The sequence below is a fragment of the Citrobacter sp. Cf088 genome (genome assembly GCF_030334295.1).
Lineage (GTDB): Bacteria > Pseudomonadota > Gammaproteobacteria > Enterobacterales > Enterobacteriaceae > Citrobacter > Citrobacter freundii.
In genome coordinates, this window is record NZ_JAOWEE010000029.1 from 43,063 (window position 1) to 65,239 (window position 22,177).

21 protein-coding genes are annotated in these 22,177 nt (G+C 54.3%); 16 read left to right on the plus strand and 5 right to left on the minus strand.

Annotated features, from left to right (window positions below; all coding sequences use genetic code 11):
• Window positions 1–15: 15 nt before the first annotated feature.
• The 7 genes from dapF (at window position 16) to corA (ending at window position 6,695) form a co-directional block, all read left to right on the plus strand.
• Complete coding sequence (gene dapF / locus OGV71_RS02265) at window positions 16–840, plus strand: diaminopimelate epimerase (protein WP_003017933.1); 825 nt, start codon at window positions 16–18, stop codon at window positions 838–840.
• The gene (locus OGV71_RS02270) at window positions 837–1,544 is read left to right on the plus strand and encodes a DUF484 domain-containing protein (RefSeq protein WP_204583138.1); all 708 of its coding nucleotides are present in this window, start codon (window positions 837–839) and stop codon (window positions 1,542–1,544) included. The genes dapF and OGV71_RS02270 overlap by 4 nt, the downstream gene beginning before the upstream one ends.
• Entirely contained in the window at window positions 1,541–2,443 is a 903-nt protein-coding gene (xerC, locus tag OGV71_RS02275; protein ID WP_114681699.1) for a tyrosine recombinase XerC, read from the plus strand. The genes OGV71_RS02270 and xerC overlap by 4 nt, the downstream gene beginning before the upstream one ends.
• Window positions 2,443–3,159, plus strand: coding sequence for a 5-amino-6-(5-phospho-D-ribitylamino)uracil phosphatase YigB (gene yigB, locus OGV71_RS02280; protein ID WP_003017925.1), 717 nt, complete (start codon window positions 2,443–2,445; stop codon window positions 3,157–3,159). The genes xerC and yigB overlap by 1 nt, the downstream gene beginning before the upstream one ends.
• A 64-nt stretch (window positions 3,160–3,223) precedes the next feature.
• Window positions 3,224–5,386 (plus strand): DNA helicase II, encoded by a 2,163-nt coding sequence (uvrD, locus tag OGV71_RS02285; RefSeq protein WP_003017922.1) that lies wholly within the window; start codon window positions 3,224–3,226, stop codon window positions 5,384–5,386.
• A 148-nt stretch (window positions 5,387–5,534) separates the two neighbouring features.
• Window positions 5,535–5,591, plus strand: coding sequence for a YsgD/CorL family protein (gene ysgD, locus OGV71_RS02290; RefSeq protein WP_212723238.1), 57 nt, complete (start codon window positions 5,535–5,537; stop codon window positions 5,589–5,591).
• 153 nt (window positions 5,592–5,744) lie between these two features.
• Window positions 5,745–6,695, plus strand: a complete 951-nt coding sequence (gene corA, locus OGV71_RS02295) for a magnesium/cobalt transporter CorA (RefSeq protein WP_003017920.1) — start codon at window positions 5,745–5,747, stop codon at window positions 6,693–6,695.
• A 73-nt stretch (window positions 6,696–6,768) separates the two neighbouring features.
• On the opposite strand, the gene rarD is transcribed toward corA, so the two are convergent.
• Both rarD and yigI read right to left on the minus strand, forming a co-directional pair.
• Window positions 6,769–7,662, minus strand: a complete 894-nt coding sequence (rarD, locus tag OGV71_RS02300) for an EamA family transporter RarD (protein WP_003841213.1) — start codon at window positions 7,660–7,662, stop codon at window positions 6,769–6,771.
• Between the two features lie 51 nt (window positions 7,663–7,713).
• Window positions 7,714–8,181 (minus strand): acyl-CoA thioesterase YigI, encoded by a 468-nt coding sequence (gene yigI, locus OGV71_RS02305; RefSeq protein WP_139934959.1) that lies wholly within the window; start codon window positions 8,179–8,181, stop codon window positions 7,714–7,716.
• A gap of 165 nt (window positions 8,182–8,346) precedes the next feature.
• Between yigI and pldA the strand changes: the two genes are divergently transcribed.
• From pldA to rhtC, 3 genes are all read left to right on the plus strand, one after another.
• Entirely contained in the window at window positions 8,347–9,216 is an 870-nt protein-coding gene (pldA, locus tag OGV71_RS02310; protein ID WP_003017916.1) for a phospholipase A, read from the plus strand.
• A gap of 88 nt (window positions 9,217–9,304) precedes the next feature.
• The gene (gene recQ, locus OGV71_RS02315) at window positions 9,305–11,134 is read left to right on the plus strand and encodes an ATP-dependent DNA helicase RecQ (protein ID WP_003017915.1); all 1,830 of its coding nucleotides are present in this window, start codon (window positions 9,305–9,307) and stop codon (window positions 11,132–11,134) included.
• Between the two features lie 63 nt (window positions 11,135–11,197).
• Window positions 11,198–11,818 (plus strand): threonine export protein RhtC, encoded by a 621-nt coding sequence (gene rhtC, locus OGV71_RS02320; protein WP_003828942.1) that lies wholly within the window; start codon window positions 11,198–11,200, stop codon window positions 11,816–11,818.
• A 48-nt stretch (window positions 11,819–11,866) separates the two neighbouring features.
• Here the strand turns inward: rhtC and rhtB are convergent, their stop codons facing one another.
• Window positions 11,867–12,487 carry a homoserine/homoserine lactone efflux protein gene (gene rhtB / locus OGV71_RS02325; RefSeq protein WP_003828938.1) on the minus strand — a complete coding sequence of 207 codons (621 nt, stop codon included), beginning with the start codon at window positions 12,485–12,487 and terminating at the stop codon, window positions 11,867–11,869.
• Between the two features lie 110 nt (window positions 12,488–12,597).
• On the opposite strand from rhtB, the gene pldB reads away from it, so the two are divergent.
• The 3 genes from pldB (at window position 12,598) to OGV71_RS02340 (ending at window position 15,405) form a co-directional block, all read left to right on the plus strand.
• Window positions 12,598–13,614, plus strand: coding sequence for a lysophospholipase L2 (gene pldB / locus OGV71_RS02330; protein ID WP_204583137.1), 1,017 nt, complete (start codon window positions 12,598–12,600; stop codon window positions 13,612–13,614).
• Window positions 13,615–13,629: 15 nt separating this feature from the next.
• A complete protein-coding gene (yigL, locus tag OGV71_RS02335; RefSeq protein ID WP_003017910.1) occupies window positions 13,630–14,430 on the plus strand; it encodes a sugar/pyridoxal phosphate phosphatase YigL in 801 nt (266 codons plus the stop codon).
• Window positions 14,431–14,505: 75 nt separating this feature from the next.
• The gene (locus OGV71_RS02340; RefSeq protein WP_003017909.1) at window positions 14,506–15,405 is read left to right on the plus strand and encodes a carboxylate/amino acid/amine transporter; all 900 of its coding nucleotides are present in this window, start codon (window positions 14,506–14,508) and stop codon (window positions 15,403–15,405) included.
• Here OGV71_RS02340 and metR read toward each other — a convergent pair.
• A complete protein-coding gene (gene metR, locus OGV71_RS02345; RefSeq protein ID WP_003017908.1) occupies window positions 15,293–16,246 on the minus strand; it encodes an HTH-type transcriptional regulator MetR in 954 nt (317 codons plus the stop codon). The two genes, OGV71_RS02340 and metR, sit on opposite strands and share 113 nt — an antisense overlap.
• A gap of 117 nt (window positions 16,247–16,363) precedes the next feature.
• Here metR and metE point away from each other — a divergent pair, with 117 nt between their 5' ends.
• Complete coding sequence (gene metE, locus OGV71_RS02350) at window positions 16,364–18,625, plus strand: 5-methyltetrahydropteroyltriglutamate--homocysteine S-methyltransferase (protein WP_061547944.1); 2,262 nt, start codon at window positions 16,364–16,366, stop codon at window positions 18,623–18,625.
• 54 nt (window positions 18,626–18,679) lie between these two features.
• Here metE and OGV71_RS02355 read toward each other — a convergent pair whose 3' ends face one another.
• Entirely contained in the window at window positions 18,680–19,486 is an 807-nt protein-coding gene (locus tag OGV71_RS02355) for a dienelactone hydrolase family protein (RefSeq protein ID WP_016151242.1), read from the minus strand.
• A 265-nt stretch (window positions 19,487–19,751) separates the two neighbouring features.
• On the opposite strand from OGV71_RS02355, the gene udp reads away from it, so the two are divergent.
• Window positions 19,752–20,513: a uridine phosphorylase gene (udp, locus tag OGV71_RS02360; protein ID WP_003017903.1), complete on the plus strand. Its 762-nt coding sequence runs from the start codon at window positions 19,752–19,754 to the stop codon at window positions 20,511–20,513.
• 140 nt (window positions 20,514–20,653) lie between these two features.
• Window positions 20,654–22,084, plus strand: coding sequence for a DNA recombination protein RmuC (rmuC, locus tag OGV71_RS02365; protein ID WP_204583136.1), 1,431 nt, complete (start codon window positions 20,654–20,656; stop codon window positions 22,082–22,084).
• The last annotated feature ends 93 nt before the right edge of the window (window positions 22,085–22,177 follow it).

Consider the following 22,177-nt stretch of genomic DNA (forward strand, 5'->3'; position numbering starts at 1 on the left):
TGAACGGAGTGAATGATGCAATTCTCTAAAATGCATGGCCTTGGCAACGATTTTATGGTCGTCGACGCGGTAACGCAGAATGTCTTTTTCTCACCAGAGCTGATCCGCCGCCTGGCCGACAGACATCTCGGCGTTGGATTTGATCAACTGCTGGTGGTTGAACCTCCGTATGATCCGGAGCTGGATTTCCACTACCGTATTTTTAATGCCGACGGCAGTGAAGTGTCACAGTGCGGCAATGGCGCCCGCTGTTTTGCCCGTTTTGTTCGCCTGAAAGGGCTGACCAATAAGCGCGATATTCGCGTCAGTACCGCGAATGGTCGTATGGTATTAACCGTAACCGACGACGAGCTGGTGCGAGTGAATATGGGCGAACCCAATTTTGAACCCTCGCAGGTTCCTTTTCGCGCTAATAAAGCAGAGAAGACCTATATTATGCGCGCGGCCGAACAGACAGTATTGTGCGGCGTGGTTTCAATGGGGAACCCGCACTGCGTGATTCAGGTTGATGATGTTGATACGGCCACGGTAGAAACACTGGGACCGGTTCTGGAAAGCCATGAACGCTTCCCTGAACGCGCCAACATCGGATTTATGCAGGTGGTAAAACGCGAGCATATCCGACTGCGCGTCTATGAGCGCGGCGCGGGTGAAACGCAGGCCTGCGGCAGCGGTGCATGCGCAGCCGTTGCAGTCGGTATCCAGCAGGGGCTGCTGGCAGAAGAAGTGAGGGTGGAATTACCGGGCGGTCGACTTGATATCGCCTGGAAAGGTCCGGGTCATCCGCTGTATATGACTGGCCCGGCGGCACATGTCTACGACGGATTTATTCACTTATGAAGCAACCAGGGGAAGAACTACAGGAAACGCTCATGGAGCTCGACGATCGGGCGGTCGTCGATTATCTGCAACGTAATCCTGAGTTTTTTATCCGTAATGCCCAGGCCGTTGAAGCGATGCGAGTTCCGCACCCAGTGCGGGGCACGGTCTCTTTAGTGGAATGGCATATGGCGCGGGCGCGTAATCATATTAACGTGCTGGAAGAGAACATGGCGTTGTTGATGGAACAAGCCAACGCCAATGAAAGCCTGTTCTATCGTCTGTTAAGTCTGCAAAGCCGGCTGGTGTCGGCCAGCAGTCTTGACGACATGCTGATGCGCTTGCATCGCTGGGCGCGTGAGCTAGGGCTGGCCGGAGCGACGGTTCGTCTGTTCCCGGATCGCTGGCGACTTGGCGCGCCATCAAAATTCACCCATCTGGCATTAAGCCGTCAGGCTTTTGAACCGTTGCGTATCCAGCGTTTGGGCCAGTCGCAGCACTATCTTGGGCCGCTCAATGGTCCTGAATTGCTGGTGATGATGCCGGAGGCGAAAGCCATAGGCTCAGTCGCGATGTCGATGCTCGGGCAGGATGGATCCCTTGGCGTGATGCTGTTTAGCAGTCGTGATGTTAATCATTACCAGCAGGGGCAAGGCACGCAATTGCTGCAGGAAATCTCGCTGATGTTGCCGGAGCTGCTGGAGCGCTGGATTGAACGCGTATGACCGATTCACCCCTTTCTCAGGATGTGGCGCGCTTTTTGCGCTATCTGGGCGTTGAGCGTCAGCTTAGCCCGATCACCTTGCTTAATTATCAGCGTCAGCTTGATGCCATCATTGCGTTAGCCGGAGAGACCGGTCTGCAAAGCTGGCAACAATGTGATGCCGCCATGGTGCGCAGTTTTGCCGTGCGCAGCCGTCGTAAAGGGCTGGGGCCGGCGAGCCTGGCGTTGCGACTTTCCGCGTTACGCAGTTTCTTCGACTGGCTGGTTAATCAGGGCGAACTGAAAGCCAATCCGGCAAAAAGCGTTTCCGCGCCGAAAGCACCGCGTCATCTACCTAAAAATATCGATGTCGACGACGTTAATCGTCTGCTGGATATCGATCTCAACGACCCCCTTGCCGTGCGTGATAGAGCGATGCTGGAAGTGATGTACGGCGCGGGTCTGCGTTTATCTGAACTGGTTGGGCTGGATATTAAACATCTCGATCTCGACACCGGCGAAGTGTGGGTGATGGGTAAGGGCAGTAAAGAGCGTCGCCTGCCGATTGGCCGCAATGCGGTGGCGTGGATTGAGCACTGGCTGGATCTACGCGGACTCTTTGGCTGCGATGACGATGCGCTATTTCTGTCAAAACTGGGCAAACGCATCTCGGCGCGTAACGTGCAGAAACGCTTTGCTGAATGGGGTATCAAGCAGGGGCTGAACAGCCACGTACATCCCCACAAATTACGCCACTCCTTTGCGACGCATATGCTGGAGTCGAGCGGCGATCTGCGCGGAGTGCAGGAGTTATTGGGTCATGCCAATCTCTCCACAACTCAAATCTATACCCATCTTGATTTTCAACACCTGGCTTCAGTGTACGATGCGGCGCATCCGCGCGCCAAACGGGGGAAATAATGCGTTTTTACCGGCCTTTGGGGCGCATTTCTGCGCTCACCTTTGACCTTGATGACACCCTTTACGATAACCGTCCCGTTATCACACGCACCGAGCAGGAAGCGCTCGCGTTTGTACAGAATTACCATCCGGCGTTGAATTCGCTGCAAAATAGCGACCTACAGCGCTTGCGTCAGGCCGTTCGCGACGCCGAGCCGGAAATCTATCACGATGTTACCCAATGGCGTCACCGGGCCGTAGAACGCGCTATGCTGGAGGCGGGTTTGTCAGCGGCAGAAGCCAGAATGGGGGCGAATGCGGCGATGATGAATTTTGCCAAATGGCGTAGCCGCATTGAAGTCCCACAGACGACGCATGACACGCTGAAAGCGCTGGCTCGCAAATGGCCGCTGGTGGCGATCACCAACGGTAACGCGCAGCCGGAACTGTTTGGCCTGGGTGATTACTTTGAGTTTGTGCTGCGCGCCGGTCCCGACGGACGATCAAAACCGTTCAGCGACATGTACACGCTGGCGGCGGAAAAACTGAAAATGCCTGTAGGTGAGATCCTGCATGTGGGCGATGACCTGACGACAGACGTCGCGGGCGCTATCCGTTGTGGTATGCAGGCCTGCTGGATCAAACCGGAAAATGCCGACCTGATGCACACCGCTGACAGCCGTTTGCTGCCGCATATCGAAATTTCACAGTTGGCATCTCTGACCTCGCTGATATAATCACCAACAACTCTGTATAAATTCCCAGGGGGCCGGCTGGGCCCTGTTGATTCCGGCGGTGCCAATGGACGTTTCTTACCTGCTCGATAGCCTCAATGACGAACAGCGCCAGGCTGTGGCCGCGCCACGCAGCAACATGTTGGTTCTGGCAGGTGCGGGGAGTGGTAAAACGCGCGTGCTGGTGCACCGTATCGCCTGGTTACTGACGGTAGAGAACAACTCGCCGTATTCGATTATGGCGGTAACCTTTACCAACAAAGCGGCAGCGGAAATGCGCCACCGTATTGGTCAGATCATGGGAACCAGCCAGGGCGGTATGTGGGTGGGGACGTTCCACGGTCTGGCGCACCGTCTGCTGCGCGCGCACCATATGGATGCCAACCTGCCGCAGGATTTCCAGATCCTCGACAGCGAAGATCAACTGCGTCTGCTCAAGCGCCTGATCAAGGCGATGAACCTGGATGAGAAGCAGTGGCCGCCGCGTCAGGCGATGTGGTTTATTAATAGTCAGAAAGACGAAGGGCTGCGCCCGCACCATCTGCAGAGCTATGGCAACCCGGTTGAGCAAACCTGGCAGAAAGTGTATCAGGCTTACCAGGAAGCGTGTGACCGCGCCGGGTTGGTTGATTTCGCCGAGCTGCTGCTGCGCGCCCATGAACTGTGGCTCAACAAACCGCATATCCTGCAGCACTATCGCGAACGCTTTACCAATATCCTGGTGGACGAATTTCAGGATACCAACAACATTCAATACGCCTGGATCCGCCTGCTGGCGGGCGATACCGGTAAAGTGATGATCGTGGGTGATGACGACCAGTCGATCTACGGCTGGCGCGGGGCGCAGGTGGAAAACATCCAGCGCTTCCTCACCGATTTCCCGGGTGCAGAAACCATTCGTCTGGAGCAGAATTACCGCTCGACCAACAATATCCTCAGCGCAGCTAACGCCCTGATTGAGAACAACAACGGGCGTCTGGGTAAAAAGCTGTGGACCGACGGTGTCGACGGTGAACCGATCTCGCTTTACTGCGCGTTCAACGAACTTGATGAAGCGCGTTTTGTGGTTAACCGCATCAAGACCTGGCAGGACAACGGCGGCGCACTTGAACAATGCGCTATTCTGTACCGCAGCAACGCCCAGTCGCGCGTACTGGAAGAGGCGTTGTTACAGGCCAGCATGCCGTATCGGATTTATGGCGGGATGCGCTTCTTCGAACGCCAGGAAATCAAAGATGCCCTCTCTTACCTGCGCCTGATCGCTAATCGCAATGACGATGCCGCATTTGAGCGCGTGGTGAATACGCCGACCCGCGGGATTGGCGATCGTACTTTAGATGTGGTGCGTCAGACCTCCCGTGACCGCCAGCTAACGTTGTGGCAGGCTTGTCGTGAGCTGTTGCAGGAAAAAGCCCTCGCGGGGCGCGCTGCCAGCGCCTTACAGCGTTTTATGGAGCTGATTGACGCCCTGGCCCAGGAGACCGCCGATATGCCGTTGCACGTGCAAACTGACCGGGTGATTAAAGACTCCGGCCTGCGCATGATGTACGAGCAGGAAAAAGGCGAGAAGGGCCAGACGCGTATCGAAAACTTAGACGAACTGGTGACGGCAACGCGCCAGTTCAGCTACAACGAGGAAGATGAAGACTTAATGCCGCTGCAGGCGTTCCTGTCTCACGCCGCGCTGGAGGCGGGCGAAGGGCAGGCGGATACCTGGCAGGATGCGGTTCAGCTGATGACCCTGCACTCGGCGAAAGGTCTGGAGTTCCCGCAGGTGTTTATCGTCGGCATGGAAGAAGGCATGTTCCCCAGCCAGATGTCGCTGGACGAAGGAGGACGTCTCGAAGAGGAACGCCGCCTGGCCTACGTCGGCGTGACCCGCGCGATGCAAAAGCTGACGCTGACCTACGCCGAAACGCGTCGTCTGTACGGCAAAGAGGTTTACCATCGTCCGTCGCGCTTTATTGGTGAACTGCCGGAAGCGTGTGTTGAAGAGGTACGTCTGCGCGCCACGGTCAGCCGCCCGGTAAGCCATCAGCGAATGGGCACGCCAATGGCGGAAAACGATACCGGCTATAAGCTTGGCCAGCGCGTACGCCATGCCAAGTTTGGCGAGGGCACCATTGTCAATCTGGAAGGCAGCGGCGAGCACAGTCGTTTGCAGGTCGCGTTCCAGGGGCAGGGGATCAAATGGCTGGTGGCGGCCTATGCCCGACTGGAAACGGTATAACTTTCAGAAAAATATCATTATTTTGTAACGATCTGCTAGCCTTACTGATGAGCAGGTAATTTATCCAGGCTAGCGTTTCGTTGCGTGTTGACGTCAAAATTTTGCTGGCGTAACATGCGCGCACGATTACGCTAAGAGGACATTCGCCTTGGACACACCCAGTAGATACTGGCTCATTATCCTGTCATCCAGGATCAACTCCTAAGGCTATCCCTTTTTGCTGATAGCCTTCGCGGTTGTCAGCGACCTTCTGTTTTTCCCGTCGCGCTGAGTCAGGCTGTTTAATGGTCTGAAACCCAATTTGTTTCTGTGTGCCCTCCGAACTGTCCGATAATTTTTTGCATTGGGAGTCCCGGTCATGCTGAGCGCATTTCAACTGGAAAACAATCGTTTAACTCGCCTTGAGGCAGACGAGATCGAGCACCTTGCCAGTTCGGTTTGGGTCGATTTAGTCGAGCCGGATGACGAAGAACGAAACCGTGTGCAAAAGGACTTGGGCCAGAATCTGGCTACGCGCCCTGAACTGGAAGACATCGAAGCATCCGCGCGTTTTTTTGAAGACGAAGACGGTCTGCACATTCACTCCTTCTTCTTTTATGAAGACGCCGACGATCACGCGGGTAACTCAACCGTCGCATTTACTATTCGCGAAGGCCGTCTGTTTACCCTGCGCGAGCGCGAATTGCCGGCCTTTCGCCTGTACCGCATGCGTGCGCGTAACCAGGCTATGGTGGATGGCAATGCCTACGAGCTGTTGCTCGACCTGTTCGAAACCAAAATTGAACAACTGGCGGATGAGATCGAAAACATCTACAGCGACCTGGAAAAACTCAGCCGTGTGATCATGGAAGGGCGTCAGGGCGATGAATATGACGAAGCGCTGTCGACGCTGGCGGAACTGGAAGATATCGGCTGGAAGGTACGCTTGTGTCTGATGGATACCCAACGCGCACTGAACTTCCTGGTGCGTAAAGCGCGGTTGCCGGGCAGTCAGCTGGAGCAGGCGCGTGAGATCCTGCGCGATATCGAATCTCTGCTGCCGCACAATGAATCGCTGTTCCAGAAGGTTAACTTCCTGATGCAGGCGGCGATGGGTTTTATCAACATCGAGCAGAACCGCATCATCAAGATCTTCTCAGTGGTTTCTGTGGTGTTCCTGCCGCCGACGCTGGTGGCGTCCAGCTATGGGATGAACTTTGAGTTCATGCCGGAACTGCACTGGAGCTTTGGTTATCCTGGGGCGATTGTCTTTATGATGCTCGCCGGTCTGGCGCCGTATCTGTACTTTAAGCGCAAGAACTGGCTGTAATGGCGGTGACTTATCCGGCCTACGGTGATGTGTTTTTGTAGGCCGGATAAGCGAAGCGCCATCCGGCAATCCCCTAGCTCCGACGAACCCGTCGTTGCGTATAAATCGCATCCATTACGAAAATCGCCAGCGCGACCCAGATAAACGCGAAAGTAACCATCTTGTCCGCACCCGGTACTTCACCGTAGAACGTTACCGCCAGCAGGAACATCAGCGTAGGGCCAATGTACTGGAAAAAACCCAGCGTCGACAGACGCAGGCGGGTTGCCGCGCCGGTAAAGCACAGCAGCGGTATGGTGGTCACGACACCCGCAGCAATCAGCAGCAGATTAAGCGACATCGGGTTTTGCCCCATATGGCTGGTTGGGCTGTCGGCAATGCCAAACAGATAAATGGCTGCAACGGGTAAAAGCCACAGGGTTTCGATCAGCATGCCGGTTTGTGCTTCGACGGCTATCTTCTTGCGCACAAGACCATAAAAAGCAAAGCTGAACGCCAGTCCCAACGCGATGATTGGCAGCGATCCGAAGGTCCACAGCTGTACCAGCACGCCGCAGGCGGCTAACAGTACCGCCAGCCACTGCATGCGGCGAAAGCGTTCGCCGAGGAAAAGCATTCCCAGCACAATATTCACCAGCGGGTTAATAAAATAGCCGAGGCTGGCTTCCAGCATATGGTGATTATTGACTGCCCAAATGAACAGCAGCCAGTTTCCGCCGATGAGCACCGCCGAGAGCGCCAGCAGGAAGATCTTCTTTGGCGTTTGGAGCAGCGTTTTGACACCCGACCATTGGCGGCTGATGCTCATCAGCACCACCATGAAGAAAAATGACCAGATGACGCGGTGCGTCAGGATCTCATCCGCCGGGACATAGTAAATCAGCTTGAAGTAGGCAGGTGCGATACCCCAAATAAAATAAGCAGCAAGAGCGAGTAACACGCCCTGCCGCGTTTGTTTAGCATCCATCGGGAAAACTCATTGCAGAAATGTAACAGCAGTTTACCTTTTTTTGGCTACTTACCCCACAATATAAGTGGCGGTTGCGCTGGCAATATAAAGCTGTTCTTCGTTATGCAGTTCCACGCGTGCCACGGCGACTTTATTACCCGCCCGCAGCAGGCTGCTGGTGGCGGTAAAGCGATTCCCTCTCCCTGGACGCAGGTAATCAACGCGCAAATCGATGGTTCCCATGCGTGACATCCGCTGACGCAGTTCGTCCTCACTGATTGTCTCATGGCGGGTTAGCGTACTGCCAACGCACACCAGTCCGGCGGCGACGTCCAGCGCCGAGGCGATCACGCCGCCATGTAAAATGCTTTGCGCCCAGTTGCCGACCATCATCGGTTGATTATTAAAGGCTAATTGAGCAAATTCTTTCTCATAGCGTTCAAGCTCCAGTCCCAGCGCCCGGTTAAACGGCATATGATAGACAAACATTTCACCCACTAACTTCAGCGCTTCCTCAGCAGTAAGTACGGCAGACATACGATCCCTACATCTCAATGGTTAATGAAATGTTGATATTATGCTTATTATTTGTTGTTTTCTACTTTAGGAAGGGATAACTAACGAGGAACTCGCTAAGTATGTAGAATACTTGCCAGATAATTATACAATTCATCAATATTTTGGTTCAGGAGAACAGTACCGATGCGGGCGATTCTGGGATGGTTACTACCAGCAGTCATGCTGCCGTTGACCGCGTATGCGCAGGAAGCGACAGTGAAAGAGATTCATGATGCACCCGCGGTTCGCGGCAGTATTATCGCCAACATGCTGCAGGAGCATGACAATCCTTTCACGCTTTATCCTTATGACACCAACTATCTTATCTACACCAATACCAGCGACATGAACAAAGAAGCGATCAGCAGCTATAGCTGGTCCGAAAATGCGCGCAAAGATGAGGTTAAGTTTCAGCTAAGCCTGGCGTTTCCGCTCTGGCGCGGGATATTAGGCCCAAATTCGGTGCTCGGCGGCTCCTATACCCAGAAATCCTGGTGGCAGCTTTCTAACAGTGAAGAGTCTTCACCGTTTCGCGAAACCAACTACGAACCGCAATTGTTCCTCGGTTTCGCCACCGACTACCGCTTTGCCGGTTGGACGCTTCGTGATGTCGAAATGGGCTATAACCATGATTCCAACGGCCGCTCCGATCCCACTTCACGTAGCTGGAACCGTCTTTATACTCGTCTGATGGCTGAAAACGGTAACTGGCTGGTGGAAGTTAAGCCGTGGTACGTCATCGGCAGCACTGACGATAACCCTGATATCACAAAATATATGGGCTACTATCAGCTCAAACTGGGTTATCACCTCGGTGACGCCGTCTTAAGTGCGAAAGGTCAGTACAACTGGAATACCGGTTACGGCGGCGCTGAGTTGGGTGTCAGTTACCCCATTACGAAGCATGTGCGTCTTTACACCCAGGTTTACAGCGGTTACGGCGAATCGCTGATTGACTATAACTTCAATCAGACCCGTGTTGGTGTGGGCGTGATGCTCAACGATATCTTCTGATAAGTATTGAGAGTATTTTAATCATTGCAGTTTCTCTCTCAGGCGCTGAAAATAGCGCCTGTTTTTATTTCAGGCTAATGGGGTTAATGTGGCGCAGGCGGAAGTGTTGAATCTGGAAATGGGCGCTAAACAGGTTTTGCAAGAAACCTTTGGCTACCAACAGTTTCGCCCTGGTCAGGAAGAAATCATTGACACCGTGCTCTCTGGTCGCGACTGCCTGGTCGTTATGCCGACCGGCGGCGGTAAATCCCTGTGCTATCAAATTCCCGCATTATTGCTAAACGGACTCACCGTTGTTGTTTCTCCGCTGATTTCCTTGATGAAGGATCAGGTCGATCAACTGCTGGCCAACGGCGTGGCGGCGGCGTGCCTTAACTCTACTCAAAGTCGTGAGCAGCAGCTTGAGGTGATGGCAGGCTGTCGTACAGGACAGATTCGCTTACTGTACATTGCGCCCGAACGCCTGATGCTGGATAACTTCCTTGAGCATCTGGCGCACTGGAATCCGGTGCTGCTGGCGGTTGATGAAGCGCACTGTATTTCGCAGTGGGGGCATGATTTCCGCCCCGAATACGCGGCGCTGGGCCAGTTGCGCCAACGTTTCCCAACCCTGCCGTTTGTGGCGCTGACCGCGACCGCGGATGAGACAACCCGGCTGGACATTGTGCGTCTGCTGGGACTCAACGACCCGTTAATTCAGATCAGCAGCTTTGACCGCCCGAACATTCGCTACATGTTGATGGAGAAATTTAAGCCGCTCGATCAGCTGATGCGCTACGTGCAAGAGCAGCGCGGTAAGTCTGGCATTATCTACTGCAACAGCCGCGCCAAAGTTGAAGATACCGCCGCGCGTTTGCAAAGCCGGGGTATCAGCGCCGGAGCTTATCATGCCGGGCTGGAAAACGCCGTACGCGCCGAGGTGCAGGAGAAATTCCAGCGCGACGATCTGCAAATCGTGGTGGCGACCGTGGCGTTCGGTATGGGGATCAACAAACCTAACGTACGCTTCGTGGTGCATTTCGACATTCCGCGCAATATCGAATCCTATTACCAGGAAACCGGCCGCGCCGGACGTGATGGCCTACCGGCGGAAGCGATGCTGTTTTACGATCCGGCTGATATGGCATGGCTACGCCGTTGCCTCGAAGAGAAACCCGCTGGGCAACTGCTGGATATCGAACGGCATAAGCTCAATGCGATGGGGGCGTTTGCCGAGGCGCAAACCTGTCGTCGTCTGGTGCTGCTGAACTATTTTGGCGAGGGGCGTCAGGAGCCGTGTGGTAACTGCGATATTTGTCTCGATCCGCCAAAGCAGTACGACGGACTCATGGATGCGCGTAAAGCGCTGTCGACGATTTACCGTGTTAACCAACGCTTCGGCATGGGGTACGTCGTGGAAGTGCTGCGCGGAGCGAATAACCAGCGTATTCGCGAACTGGCCCATGACAAACTGCCGGTCTATGGCATTGGTCGCGAGCAAAGCCACGAACACTGGGTGAGCGTTATTCGCCAGCTTATTCACCTGGGCCTGGTGACGCAGAATATTGCTCATCACTCCGCGTTACAGTTAACCGAAGCCGCGCGTCCGGTGCTACGCGGTGACGTTCCACTACAGCTTGCCGTGCCGCGTATTGTGGCGCTGAAACCGCGCGCGATGCAGAAATCCTTCGGCGGCAACTATGACCGCAAACTGTTCGCCAAATTGCGTAAGCTGCGTAAAGCCATTGCCGATGAAGAGAACATCCCGCCGTACGTGGTGTTCAACGACGCTACGTTGATTGAAATGGCCGAACAAATGCCGGTTTCACCGAGTGAAATGCTGAGCGTCAACGGCGTGGGAATGCGTAAACTTGAGCGTTTTGGCAAAGAGTTTATGGCGCTTATTCGCGCACATGTTGATGGTGACGACGAAGAGTAGTCAGCCGGGCAAAAAAGTGCCAGGATGGTGACTCACTGAACTATTCCCCCGCGAGTCATTTTTATGTTAACGCTATTTTTCACCGTTGCGTTGGTGCATATCGTTGCGCTGATGAGCCCCGGTCCCGATTTCTTTTTTGTTTCTCAAACTGCGGTTAGCCGTTCGCGCAAAGAAGCGATGATGGGCGTGCTGGGTATTACCTGTGGCGTCATGGTCTGGGCTGGCGTGGCACTGCTCGGCCTGCATCTGATTATCGAAAAAATGGCCTGGCTGCACACCATTATTATGGTCGGTGGGGGTCTGTATCTGTGCTGGATGGGCTACCAGATGCTGCGTGGCGCGTTTAAAAAACAGGATGTTGCAGCTCCCACTCCGCAGGTGGAGCTGGCGCAGAGCGGACGCAGCTTTTTGAAAGGTCTGCTGACCAACCTGGCGAACCCTAAAGCCATTATCTATTTTGGCTCCGTCTTCTCATTGTTCGTTGGCGATAACGTGGGAACGGGCGCGCGTTGGGGGATTTTTGCTCTGATTATCGTGGAAACGCTGGCGTGGTTTACCGTGGTCGCCAGCCTGTTTGCGCTGCCGAAAATGCGTCGTGGCTATCAGCGTCTGGCGAAGTGGATTGATGGTTTTGCTGGCGCGCTGTTCGCGGGTTTCGGCATCCATCTGATTATTTCGCGCTAAGTGATTGGCCCACTCGGTATTGGGTGGGCCCAGTATTTTTATCTGCTTTTAAGCATGCCTTGCCGATGCCAGCAGAGCGCCTATCAGCATAAATAGCGAGCCAAACACTTTGTTGAGCGCCTTCATTTGCTTTGGTCCTTTAATCCAGCCTGCAATGCGCGTGGCCAGCGTCGCGTAACCGATCATCACAATGATATCGACCACGATGGTCGTAACGCCAAGCACCACGTACTGCATCAGTTGCGGTTCCTGCGGCAGGATAAACTGCGGGAACAGGGCGGCAAGAAAAACAATGCTCTTGGGGTTGGTCAGATTCACAAAGACCGCGCGTTTGAACAGGCGACTGCGTGATTGTGTATTCGCCATGGTGTTCAGATCGATAGCGCCCGCAGCCCGCCATTGTTGAATACCCAGCCAAATCAGATAGGCCGCTCCCGCCCACTTCAGCACCTCAAATGCGATCACCGAACGTGAAAATAGCGTTCCTAGCCCCACGCCTACCAAAACGATATGAATGCCCAGCCCTGTCTGTAAACCTGCAATCGACGCGCTGGCACCGCGATAACCATGGCTGATGGCAGTGGTCATAGTGTTGATTGCGCCAGAGCCTGGAGACAAGCTCAAAATAATAGAGGTCAGCAGGTAGGCGAACCACCATTCAAAGGTCATGAGAAACTCCCGGATTGTCTATTTTTATGCCACAATACGCTACTGCCGTTAGGTTGTATCAGCGACGGCGAAAAAAACGATTTTACTTGGTCAGCGAGGCTGGATACCCGATGTTTCAGCAGCAAAAGGACTGGGAAACAAGAGAAAACGCGTTTGCTGCTTTTTCCATGGGGCCACTGACAGATTTCTGGCGTCAGCGGGAAGAAGCGGAATTTACGGGTGTGGATGATATCCCCGTACATTTTGTGCGTTTTCATGCAGAAAAAAACGATCGCGTCATCGTCGTCTGTCCTGGACGCATTGAAAGCTATGTGAAATACGCTGAACTGGCGTATGACCTGTTTCATTCTGGTTTTGACGTGCTCATTATCGATCACCGTGGTCAGGGGCGTTCCGGGCGAATGCTTTCGGATCCACATCGCGGTCATGTCGATAACTTTAATGACTATGTCGACGATCTAACCGCCTTCTGGCAGCAGGAGGTGCTACCCGGTCCGTGGAGAAAACGCTATATCCTGGCGCATTCAATGGGCGGGGCGATTGCCACGTTATTCCTGCAGCGCCACCCGAATCAGTGTGATGCCATCGCGCTTTGTGCACCGATGTTTGGTATTGTGATGCGCTTTCCCGACTGGATGGTGCGCCACATTCTGGACTGGGCTGAAGGGCACCCGCGGATCCGCGAAGGCTATGCGATGGGAACCGGGCGCTGGCGGGCGCTGCCGTTCGGTATGAATGCGTTAACCCATAGTCGACAGCGCTATCGGCGCAATCTACGCTTCTATGCTGATGAGCCGCGGTTGCGCGTTGGCGGTCCTACCTATCACTGGGTACGCGAAGGGATTCTGGCTGGTGAACAGGTTTTGGCTGGCGCTGGGGATGATACGACGCCGACGCTGCTGATTCAGGCTGAAGAAGAACGTGTAGTGGATAACCGCATGCACGATCGTTTTTGTGAACTCCGCGCCGCAGCGGGCCATCCTGTAGAAGGAGGTCAGCCGCTTGTCATAAAAGGCGCGTACCATGAGATCCTTTTTGAAAAGGACGCCATGCGCTCAGTCGCGCTTAACGCTATTGTCGAATTTTTCGACAAGCATAACTCATCCAGCGGAACCCGCTTTGCCTAGAGGTTGAATTTTCTTATGTATCAGGTTGTTGCGTCTGATTTAGACGGTACGCTGCTTTCCCCCGACCATACTCTGTCCCCTTATGCCAAAGAGACGCTGAAGTTATTGACCGCTCGCGGCGTTAACTTCGTGTTTGCGACTGGCCGTCATCATGTTGATGTGGGGCAAATTCGCGATAACCTCGGCATTAAAACCTACATGATCACGTCCAACGGCGCGCGGGTGCATGATTCTGACGGGAATCTGGTTTTTTCCCATAACCTGGATCGCGACATTGCCAGCGACCTGTTTGGCGTAGTGAATGCAAACCCGGACATCGTGACCAACGTTTATCGCGATGATGAATGGTTTATGAATCGCCATCGTCCGGACGAAATGCGATTCTTCAAAGAAGCAGTGTTTAATTATTCCCTGTTTGAACCTGCATTACTGGAGCCTGAAGGCGTCAGCAAAGTGTTCTTCACCACCGACTCTCACGAAAGACTGCTACCGCTGGAGCAGGCGATTAACGCCCGCTGGGGCGATCGCGTCAACGTCAGCTTCTCTACGCTTACCTGTCTGGAAGTCATGGCGGGCGGCGTGTCGAAAGGTCATGCGCTGGAAGCGGTAGCGAAAGCGATGGGCTACAGCCTGAAAGACTGCATCGCTTTTGGCGACGGGATGAACGATGCGGAAATGCTCTCCATGGCGGGCAAAGGCTGCATCATGGGCAATGCCCACCAGCGCCTGAAGGATCTGCACCCAGAACTGGAAGTCATTGGTCTTAATGCTGACGATGCCGTGCCGCACTACCTGCGCGATCTCTTTTTAAAGTGATTGTTCTTTAGTTGACCAGTTGTCAACTAAACTCTCCGCTACAATGGACGTTCCCTGTTCTAAGAGACATCCATTGTGGCGCTACTCATCATTACCACTATTTTGTGGGCCTTTTCCTTCAGCCTGTTTGGCGAGTACCTTGCCGGTCATGTCGATAGCTATTTTGCGGTGCTGGTGCGCGTTGGACTCGCGGCGCTGGTGTTCCTGCCGTTCTTACGTACCCGCGGGCACAGCGTAAAAACGATCGCGCTGTATATGCTGGTGGGTGCCATGCAGCTTGGCATTATGTATATGCTGAGTTTTCACGCCTATCTGTACCTGACGGTTTCAGAACTGCTGCTCTTTACCGTGCTGACGCCGCTCTATATTACGCTGATTTATGATCTGATGAGCGGACGTCGTCTGCGCTGGAGTTACGCCTTTAGTGCGTTACTGGCGGTGATTGGCGCGGGGATCATTCGTTATGATCAGGTGACCAGCCACTTCTGGACCGGTCTGCTGCTGGTGCAGTTGTCCAATATCAGCTTTGCTATTGGTATGGTGGGCTATAAACGTCTGATGGAAACGCGGCCAATGCCGCAGCACAACGCCTTTGCCTGGTTTTATATGGGCGCCTTTATGGTGGCTGTCGTGGCCTGGTTCATGCTGGGCAATGCGCAGAAAATGCCTGCAACCACGCTACAGTGGGGAATTCTGGTCTTTCTTGGCGTGGCAGCGTCCGGCATTGGTTACTTTATGTGGAACTACGGCGCGACCCAGGTGGATGCGGGCACGCTGGGCATCATGAACAATATGCATGTCCCGGCCGGGCTGTTGGTTAACCTGGCTATCTGGCATCAACAACCTCACTGGCCAAGCTTCATCATTGGTGCGGCTGTGATAGTGGCTTCACTGTGGGTACATCGAAAGTGGGTCGTTCCGCACTCCGCACAAACGGCAGATGATCGCAGGCGTGATTCCGCGCTGAGCGAATAAACGCTTCTGTGACCGGCTGTCGCTGCTCGCCATCACGCACGGCGGCGTACAGTCGGCTCCACAATCCATCACCCAGGGTTTTAGTCACTACTAAACCCTGGCGTTCAAAACTCTCCACCACCCAGTGCGGTAACGCCGCGATACCCATTCTGGCTGCAACCATCTGAATCAGCAGCAGGGTGTTATCCACGCTCTTCAGCGACGGACTAACACCTGCAGGCTGCAGGAAATGCCGCCATACATCCAGTCGACTCCGTTGCACTGGGTAAATGAGCAGCGTCTCGCTGGCCAAATCTTCCGGCGTGATTTGCGTTTTGCTGGCTAACGGATGATCCGGCGCCAGTACCAGGCGGACTTCAAAATCGAACATCGGTGAGTAGTGCAGTCCACTGCGCGGCAGAATGTCGGAGGTTAATACCAGATCCAGCTCATCTTGCTGTAGCGCCGGTTGCGGATCAAACGTTACACCGGATTTAAAGTCCATCTCCACCTGCGGCCAGTTGGCACGAAAATTCTCCAGCGCGGGCGTCAGCCACTGGATACAGCTGTGGCATTCAATGGCGATTCGCAGCCGGGTTTGCTGCGGTTCGTTGCAAGCCTGCAGCGCACGACCAATTTGCGGCAACACCTGATTGGCTAACTGCAGCAGGATTTCTCCCTGCGGCGTAAAGCGCAGAGGCTGGCTTTTACGGATAAAAAGTCGAAAGCCAAGGCGCTGCTCCAGATCGCTGAACTGGTGAGAAAGGGCGGATTGGGTCTGATGCAACGTCGCCGCGGCGGCTGCCAGCGAACCACTATTCCGCAACGCCTGGAGCGTTTTCAGGTGTTTAATCTCGATCATGAAAGTCCTTCACTTCGGCATGAACAAATTGCGCTTGAGGAATATACAGTACTTGCGAAATATAGCGGTGTAAACATCTGGATGGCTAAAACCTGCAAATTAAATAAGAGGCATATAATGACAATACTTAATCACACCCTCGGTTTCCCTCGCGTTGGCCTGCGTCGCGAGTTGAAGAAAGCGCAAGAAAGCTACTGGGCGGGAAATTCTTCCTGTGAAGAGTTGCTGACCGTTGGCCGCGAGCTGCGTGCCCGCCACTGGGATCAGCAGAAGCAGGCGGGTGTTGACCTGCTGCCGGTAGGTGATTTTGCCTGGTACGATCACGTGCTGACTACCAGCCTGCTGCTCGGCAACGTTCCGGCTCGTCATCAGAATAAAGACGGCTCGGTCGATATCGATACCTTATTCCGTATTGGCCGTGGCCGCGCACCGACCGGTGAGCCAGCGGCGGCGGCAGAAATGACTAAATGGTTTAACACCAACTATCACTACATGGTGCCGGAGTTCACCAAAGGTCAGCAGTTCAAACTGACCTGGACGCAACTGCTGGATGAAGTAGACGAAGCGCTGGCGCTTGGCCATAAGGTGAAACCTGTGCTGCTGGGGCCGGTAACTTACCTGTGGCTGGGGAAAGTGAAGGGCGAACAGTTTGACCGCCTGAGTCTGTTGAACGACATTCTGCCGGTTTACCAGCAGGTGCTGTCTGAGCTGGCAAAACGGGGTATTGAGTGGGTGCAGATTGATGAACCGGCACTGGTACTGGAGCTGCCGCAAGCGTGGCTGGATGCCTTTAAACCGGCTTATGATGCCCTGCAGGGCCAGGTGAAGCTGCTACTGACCACCTACTTCGAAGGCGTAACGCCAAACCTGAATACCATTACCGCGCTGCCGGTGCAGGGACTGCACGTTGACTTCGTGCACGGTAAAGATGATGTCGCCGAGCTGCACAAACGTCTGCCTGCCGACTGGCTGCTGTCAGCGGGCCTGGTGAACGGACGCAACGTCTGGCGCGCCGATCTCAGCGAAAAATATGCGCAAATTAAAGATATCGTTGGGAAACGTGACCTGTGGGTGGCTTCTTCCTGCTCCCTGCTGCACAGCCCCATCGATCTCAGCGTGGAAACCCGCCTTGATGCAGAGGTGAAGAGCTGGTTTGCCTTCGCCCTGCAAAAATGCGGCGAGCTGGCGCTGCTGCGTGATGCGTTGAACACCGGTGATACGGCGGCAATTGTCGAATGGAGCGCACCGATTCAGGCTCGTCGTCACTCTACTCGTGTCCACAACGCCGCAGTGGAAAAACGTCTGGCGGCAATCACCGCCCAGGACAGCCAGCGCGCCAACGCTTATCCGGTTCGTGCTGAGGCGCAACGTGCCCGCTTTAATCTGCCGGCATGGCCGACCACGACTATCGGCTCATTCCCGCAAACCACGGAAATTCGCGGCCTGCGTCTGGACTTCAAAAAGGGCAACCTGGATGCCGGTAACTACCGCACCGGTATCGCGGAACATATCAAACAGGCGATCGCCGAACAGGAGCGTCTGGGGCTCGACGTGCTGGTACACGGTGAAGCCGAGCGTAACGACATGGTGGAATACTTTGGTGAGCATCTGGACGGGTTCGTCTTTACCCAGAACGGTTGGGTACAGAGCTATGGCTCCCGTTGCGTGAAGCCGCCGGTGGTGATTGGCGACGTCAGCCGCCCGGAAGCGATCACCGTGGAGTGGGCGAAGTATGCCCAGTCGCTGACCGACAAACCGGTAAAAGGTATGCTGACCGGTCCGGTGACCATTCTTTGCTGGTCATTCCCGCGTGAAGACGTGACGCGTGAAACCATCGCGAAGCAGATTGCGCTGGCGTTGCGTGATGAAGTTGCGGATCTGGAAGCGGCGGGGATCGGCATTATCCAGATTGATGAGCCGGCACTGCGTGAAGGTTTACCGCTGCGTCGCAGCGACTGGGCGGCGTATCTGGAGTGGGGCGTGGAAGCCTTTCGTATTAACGCGGCAGTGGCGAAGGATGAAACCCAGATCCACACCCACATGTGTTACTGCGAGTTCAACGACATCATGGACTCCATTGCGGCGCTGGACGCGGACGTGATCACTATTGAGACTTCACGTTCTGATATGGAGCTGCTGGAGTCGTTCGAAGAGTTCGACTATCCGAACGAAATCGGGCCGGGCGTCTACGACATTCACTCGCCGAACGTCCCGAGCGTGGAGTGGATTGAAGCTCTGCTGAAGAAAGCCGAGCAGCGTATTCCGGCTGAGCGTCTGTGGGTGAACCCGGACTGCGGTCTGAAAACGCGCGGTTGGCCGGAAACCCGCGCCGCGCTGGCAAACATGGTTAAAGCGGCGCAGAATCTGCGTCAGGCGTAAAAACAAAACGGAGGCTGATGCCTCCGTTTTGTTTATTGGTTTGCCTGCCGGGAATTATTTCTTCCCACCGTATTGCGCGAACCACTCCAGCATTCTCTGCCAGCCGTCTTTCGCGGACTCTTCGTGATAGCTCGGGCGATAATCAGCGTTGAAGGCATGTCCGGCATCGGGATAGACCACGATTTCCGCTTTCGCATTGGCGGCGCGTAGCGCCTGACGCATTGTTTCAACGGTATCTTGTGGAATGCTGGTGTCCTGGCCGCCATAAAGTCCCAAAACGGGGGCGTTAAGATCGGTTGCGATATCAACGGGATGTTTCGGCGAGTTGAGGGTTTTATCACCCACCAGTTTGCCGTACCACGCTACCGCCGCTTTTAATTGCGGATTATGTGCGGCATACAGCCAGGTAATGCGTCCACCCCAGCAGAATCCGGTGATCATCAGTTGGTGCGCATCTCCTCCGTTGCGGGAGGCCCAACTGGCGACGTGGTCCAGATCGGCCAGTACCTGAGAGTCAGGCACTTTGGCGACAAGGCCGCTGAGCAACGTGGGGATATCGGCAAAGTCATTGGGATCGCCTTCGCGAAAATAGAGTTCTGGTGCGATAGCCAGATACCCTTCCAGAGCCAGACGGCGGCAAACGTCACGAATGTGCTCATGAATACCAAAAATCTCCTGCACGACAATGACCACGGGAAGCAGGCCATCGGTTTGTTTTGGTCGTGCGTGATACGCTGGCATATCATCGCCTTGTGAAGGTATGGACGTTACACCGGCGATAATTTCGTTATCCGGAGTGTGAACCGTGGTAGACGTCGGTGGAGATACAGCAGGTGCAAAGCCAGATTGTCGTGTTGTCATGGTATTCTCCGTACCCTTAAATATTCAGCCAAAAAGCGCATTGTTAACTATAGACACATGCAACGAACCACATTGCCTTAAACGGGCTATCTTTTGTGCAGGGCTTCCTTACATCGCATCATTTATGTGATATGCATCACTGCTTGATGGTAATTGAATGCAATTGATTTACATCAGAGTGATGGCTGTCACGAAAATATGTTCATGCCTTCGGTAAAGTGTGTTTTTGCTTCTTCTGACAAAACCGATTCACAGAGGAGTTTTTATGTCTAAGTCTGATGTTTTTCATCTCGGCCTCACTAAGAGCGACCTACAAGGGGCTACGCTTGCTATCGTCCCTGGCGACCCGGAGCGTGTGGAAAAGATCGCCGCGCTGATGGATAAGCCGGTTAAGCTGGCATCTCATCGCGAGTTCACTACCTGGCGTGCTGAGCTGGATGGTAAAGCCGTGATCGTTTGCTCTACCGGTATCGGCGGCCCGTCAACCTCTATTGCCGTAGAAGAACTGGCACAGCTGGGCATTCGTACCTTCCTGCGCATCGGTACGACTGGCGCTATCCAGCCGCATATCAACGTGGGCGATGTCCTGGTCACCACGGCGTCTGTCCGTCTGGACGGCGCAAGCCTGCACTTCGCGCCAATGGAGTTCCCGGCCGTTGCGGACTTCGAGTGCACCACCGCGCTGGTGGAAGCGGCGAAATCTATCGGCGCCACTACCCACGTGGGCGTTACCGCATCTTCTGACACCTTCTACCCGGGCCAGGAACGTTACGACACCTTCTCTGGTCGCGTCGTGAGCCGTTTCAAAGGCTCGATGGAAGAGTGGCAGTCTATGGGCGTTATGAACTACGAAATGGAATCTGCCACGTTGCTGACCATGTGCGCTAGCCAGGGTCTGCGTGCCGGTATGGTCGCGGGTGTTATCGTGAACCGTACTCAGCAAGAGATCCCTAATGCGGAAACGATGAAACAAACAGAAAGCCATGCAGTAAAAATCGTGGTGGAAGCTGCGCGTCGTTTACTGTAATTCTCCCGTCTATTCAAAAAGGCCGACGCGTTCGGCCTTTTTATTTTGCGTAGTACCTCGCAGGAAATTCCTTTTAAACTGGACGTTTATACAGCACAATTCTATTTTGTGCGGGTAAGTCGTTGCTGTAAGGGGGCGTTGTGGATATTTCAATTATGATGAGTGCCGTGTTGGCGTTAGCCGCAGGGCTGCTGGTTGGGTGGCTGGCAACAAAAGCGCACGCCGACAGAATCCGTGCCGATCTCATCGAAGAACGACGTGAACTGGATATCGCGCTAAGTGCCGCCCGGCAACAACTCTCACAGGAAGCCCACTGGCGTGATGAGTGCGAACTGCTTAATAACGAATTGCGCAGCCTGCACAGTATCAACACCTCTCTGGAAGCTGATCTCCGTGAAGTCACTACCCGGCTGGAAGCAACGCAACAGCATGCGGAAGATAAGATCCGTCAGATGATCAACAGCGAACAGCGCCTGAGCGAGCAGTTTGAAAATCTGGCGAACCGTATATTCGAGCACAGCAATCGCCGCGTAGATGAGCAAAATCGCCAAAGCCTGAACAGCCTGCTGGCACCGCTTCGCGAACAATTGGACGGATTTCGACGCCAGGTTCAGGACAGCTTTGGTAAAGAGGCACAGGAACGTCATACTCTGGCGCACGAAATTCGTAATCTCCAGCAGCTGAATGCGCAGATGGCACAGGAAGCGGTAAACCTGACGCGGGCATTAAAAGGTGATAACAAAACGCAGGGGAACTGGGGCGAGGTGGTACTCACGCGGGTGCTTGAGGCTTCCGGTCTGCGCGAAGGCTATGAATACGAAACCCAGGTCAGCATCGAAAACGACGCCCGTTCGCGGATGCAGCCAGATGTTATTGTCCGATTACCGCAGGGCAAAGATGTGGTGATTGATGCGAAAATGACGCTGGTCGCCTATGAACGCTATTTTAACGCTGAAGATGAATTCACCCGCGAGAGCGCGTTGCAGGAGCACATCGCCTCGGTGCGCAACCACATTCGTCTGCTGGGCCGCAAAGACTATCAGCAGCTTCCGGGGCTGCGTACGCTTGACTATGTGCTGATGTTTATCCCCGTTGAGCCCGCTTTTTTGCTGGCGCTCGACAGACAGCCCGAACTGATTACCGAAGCGCTTAGAAATAACATTATGCTGGTGAGTCCTACCACGCTGTTGGTGGCATTGCGCACGATCGCCAATCTGTGGCGCTACGAGCATCAGAGTCGTAATGCGCAACAAATTGCCGATCGGGCCAGCAAACTTTATGACAAGATGCGGTTGTTTGTGGATGATATGTCGGCAATAGGTCAAAGCCTGGACAAAGCCCAGGACAACTACCGACAGGCGATGAAAAAACTCTCTTCAGGCCGTGGAAACGTCCTGTCGCAGGCAGAAGCGTTTCGCAGTTTAGGGGTGGAAATTAAGCGTGAGATTAATCATGAGCTGGCTGAACAAGCCACTACGCAGGATGAAGAGTACCGTTTGCGCTCGGTCCCTGAGACGCAACAAGATGCGTCTTACCCTGATGGTGAAGCGGTAAATCAGCAATCAAACTAGTCCATTTGGGGTAGTTGAACCCGGCAGAAGGGTAGGGCAAATTGGCCCAATCTGTTACACTTCTCGAACATTTTTTGAATGAGCAGGCACTGA